4 protein-coding genes and 2 pseudogenes are annotated in these 3,691 nt (G+C 47.1%); 2 read left to right on the top strand and 4 right to left on the bottom strand.

The features are described from left to right. Together OGY09_RS03140 and OGY09_RS03135 are read left to right on the top strand one after the other, a co-directional pair. Nucleotides 1–1,025: pseudogene (locus tag OGY09_RS03140) on the top strand (hypothetical protein); the annotation flags it as partial. Between the two features lie 11 nt (nucleotides 1,026–1,036). Further along, the gene (locus OGY09_RS03135) at nucleotides 1,037–1,576 is read left to right on the top strand and encodes a tail fiber assembly protein (RefSeq protein ID WP_057068793.1); all 540 of its coding nucleotides are present in this window, start codon (nucleotides 1,037–1,039) and stop codon (nucleotides 1,574–1,576) included. Here the strand turns inward: OGY09_RS03135 and OGY09_RS25245 are convergent. The 4 genes and pseudogenes from OGY09_RS25245 to OGY09_RS03120 all read right to left on the bottom strand — a co-directional run. After that, nucleotides 1,548–1,721 carry a tail fiber assembly protein gene (locus OGY09_RS25245; RefSeq protein ID WP_172725526.1) on the bottom strand — a complete coding sequence of 58 codons (174 nt, stop codon included), beginning with the start codon at nucleotides 1,719–1,721 and terminating at the stop codon, nucleotides 1,548–1,550. The genes OGY09_RS03135 and OGY09_RS25245 overlap by 29 nt on opposite strands. 9 nt (nucleotides 1,722–1,730) lie before the next feature. Continuing rightward, a pseudogene (locus OGY09_RS25240) lies at nucleotides 1,731–2,150 on the bottom strand (phage tail fiber protein); the annotation flags it as partial. Nucleotides 2,151–2,153: 3 nt separating this feature from the next. Further along, the gene (locus OGY09_RS03125) at nucleotides 2,154–2,684 is read right to left on the bottom strand and encodes a tail fiber assembly protein (protein WP_151237227.1); all 531 of its coding nucleotides are present in this window, start codon (nucleotides 2,682–2,684) and stop codon (nucleotides 2,154–2,156) included. Between the two features lie 3 nt (nucleotides 2,685–2,687). Beyond that, a partial coding sequence (locus OGY09_RS03120) for a hypothetical protein (protein ID WP_275399253.1) occupies nucleotides 2,688–3,691 on the bottom strand: 1,004 nt, incomplete at its 5' end.

The following is a 3,691-nucleotide window of genomic DNA, read 5'->3' as shown; positions in this document are numbered from 1 at the left end:
TTGGTTTAGTAGAAACCATAAACCGCGCTGCTGGCTCACTGCAAAAAGGCCAGAACCTGAATGACATTCCGGATAAGGCACAGGCTCGTAACGCCCTTCAACTCAGCACCGCAGCAACAGCGACTCTAACAACGTCAATAACTGACGATACTGCCGGACGCGTTCTTAAAGTAGGAGATCGAGGGCTGGGTAAAGGGATAATTCCCGTACTTCGCGGATTCGATTTTTATCAGTATGGCTTTGCTGCCGGTGAAACTCTGTTTATTGAAACCAATTCAGCGATTAATTTCCCGCCGGGAATGCCTGAGTTTGCAAATACGTATGTTTATGTGAATGTTGTTGGTATTCGTGACACAAAAAATGACTGTGCTCTTTTGCTCTCCAAATACGACACAAATGTAAGTTATCTGGTGTGGAGAATGCAGGCGGGTACATCAAGAGCATGGCAGGTGTTAAAAATACCTGCAACTGCAACCGATATTGGTGCAATTCCGCGAGACCCCATTGGAAGAATTGTAAATAACGGCTCTATGGCTTCTGCCAACACGCCGGGATGGTGGATGGTAGACGTTGCAAACCCTGACACGGTAGCTGATTTCCCCAAATACCCAAATGGTAACAGGTTGTATAGCTATGGTTTTATGTTCGTTGCGCGTTCAGGTGACGTCTGGCTACAGCAATATTTCTCTCATCATGGGGTGAGTGCCAGCCGCCAGACGTGGAATGGAGACATGTCCGAACGTACGCCGTGGGTTATCGACTACAACACGGCAAACCCACCGCCAGCCACAGATTTGTCGGCTTACGCCACGCAACAATGGGTATTACAAAACTTTGTCGAGGATATCCGTCAGTCAGGGATTATGAATCTGAGTGTAGGGTCTGATGCCAACACCCAGGCCCCCGCAGGTGGTGTGGTGGTTGGTGCTATCGTTAACGGGAACTGGGATAACAACGAAATACTGAAATACACATGGTTACAGAAGAAAGTCCGCGGGTCGTGGGTGACCATTGGGCGCATGTAAGGAGTGGGAAAATGATTCATTTAAAGAATTTTACTGAATATACACCTGTGTCGAAAGAAAACGCAGAGTTGAATACTGAGTTCTCAGCTTTATTTCTGCGTTCTCAGGACGGAGTAGATTGGTACGACGCACAGACACGGTTCGAGCCAGGTACAATGAAAATTGTTTATGACAACAGCAATGTTATTGTTGGTTATTCAACCGATGTCTCAACATTAGTACCTTACGGTTGTTCGGTTGTTGAGATGAGTCTCAGCATGATTCCCGAAACACTTACTGATGACAATACGTGGCAATTTATTGATGGTGAAATCATTCCTCGCCTGTACTCTCAGGAAGAGCAAACAGCTAAGGCTGAAGGCGAAAAGTTGTCGCGTTTGTCACATGCAACATCCGCTATAGCCCCCTTACAAGATGCCGTGGACTTAGATATGGCTACGGAAAATGAAACCGTTCTTCTGCTGGCGTGGAAGAAATACCGTGTTTTGCTTAATCGAGTAGACACGTCAAAACCTGAATGGCCTACGCCACCGAATATTCAGGCCACTTAACATCTGGTGCTGTAGTTAAGTCAAGGCGGCGTAGCGCGGTACGATAAGCCCGTAGCGCCGCCAGTTCGGCTTCTTCCTCACCTGTGATATCTCCGTCTTTTTGTGCTGCGTCCAGCCAGTCAATACGCGCTGTAGCTTCTGCCATGCGGCGGTCGCGTTTATTGGAATAAACATCAAGAACGCCGTCACCATTCTGTTTAAAACCGGTGTCGTTGTCGCCCAAAGCAATTGAGTTACCGCCGAGGGCGTTCGTTGTTCCAATTCCCAGGCTCCCATTAATAACAGCGCCAACGAGAACATTCAAAAGACCAAATTTAAGCGTCATAAGGTCTTTGGTTGTATTACCTGCAACAGTACGCCATTTGAAATACTCGTCCCCATTATCACCTGTTTCAAACCACATATAAGAATCAGCGTCTGAATCCGATTCATTTTTGAACCCGATCTTCGCAAAATCAGTGTTTCTAACCCAGGCAAGGATAGAGTCATTATCAAATGTCATACCACCAGTCATGTGATCGCCTGATTTTTGCAGTGCCCCGGCGGCGCGATTTATGGTTTCTACTAAGCCAACGTTTTAGCTCCCAGGAGGCGTAGGCCATTCGGGTTTTGAGGTATCTACCCGATTCACCATGACGCTGTAGCGTTCCCAGGTTTCAAGCAAGCCAGTTTCTTCACTGGTAGCAATACCCAGTTTTACCGCCCGTTCAAGCGGAGCTATTGCCGTCATAGCCTCTGCCAGCAGGCTGGTTTTTTTTCTTTCGGCCTGCTCAACTAACTCAGCCAGCGTATAAACACGAGGAGATACTTTCCCGTCCCGATACTGCCAGCCGCCATCGATCCAAACGTCATCGAATAACGTGGTGTACGCCACCTCTGCAACACTTTTTTCTACAGGCCAGAGCGTCGTTATGTCACGGGAAAAAGAGCGTATAATTCCCTCGTCATCAATGACAAGTTTCATTGTATCTGTGGCAAATTTCTTCTGTGCTTCATACCAGTCCGTTCCATCTTCTGACTGCAAAAACATTACGTTGTGCTTTTCTGCTAATTCAGCCTGTTCACCTTCCACAGGATGATAGCGAGTAAATTTTTTAAAAAACTGCATTATTTATACCCGTCCAATTGTGAGCCAGTTACCGTTGATATTCTGCTGAATCCAGGTGTAATAAAACCCCTCGTTATTGTCCCATTTCCCATTGACCTGAGAGCCAATTAACACACCTCCGGCTGGCACCAGGCGCTGACCTGAGTTTTCCTCTGCGCCAATATAAGTCACGCCTGATTGTCGGATATTCTGGACAAAATTTTGCAATACCCATGCCTGTGTTGCGTAACCTTCAAAGCTAATAGGTTGTGGATTGTTGGGTGAATAAACCCGCCGTCCTGCATCAAAAACCGCACCGGCACTTAAATCACCTGAAACAATTGCATTACCATTCCTGCTAACAGTAAATGGATTTGATACCCACGCCCCTTTTTCGTCATAAAAATGAATATCAAACCTGTCCTGATAATAACCATATGCGCAAGCCAGAACCTTGTTTACATCAACATGTTTTATTAAGCAGCCAACTTGATTTCTTTCGCCTTGAAATAAAAAACAAAGTTCGCCCCGTAAATAACCTCCTGTTATTGGCAGCGCTCCAACATCTTCAGATGTTGGCTTGTTTGCTGTATTAAAATCACGCCGCCAGCCTGGCCAATAGTCATCACCATGATTAGTGTAGGTAAACTGAGCGCTGGTAACTCCACCCGTTGAGGCTGTTGCTGTCGTAACACGAATGGTCATCGCACCACGAACGCCCAAAACCTCAACGACCGCACCGGCTAACTGAATAATTCCGCACCCTGTATCAGTGATGCTTCGGTTCTCGCCGTAAGACCATGACCCCTTGCACATCCAGTACGGATGATTAAATGCCCCCTGATTTTCAAGCCAGACGATAAACTCTGCTGTTGTCCAGTTCCCACCCCCGCCGATGCTTACAGTTCCGCTGAAAGCCCTCGCAGCTCCGATATTACGTACAAACCAATCCGGTTGTGGCACATCCGCGCCGTTCTGGTCTTTTTGCAGTGCCCCGGCGGCGCGACTTATGGTTTCTACTAAACCAA

Origin of the sequence: Citrobacter sp. Cpo071 (assembly GCF_030332765.1) — a bacterium.
GTDB lineage: Bacteria > Pseudomonadota > Gammaproteobacteria > Enterobacterales > Enterobacteriaceae > Citrobacter > Citrobacter portucalensis.
The sequence above is the reverse complement of the archived record's forward strand: the minus strand, read 5'-3'. Positions and strand labels throughout refer to the sequence as shown.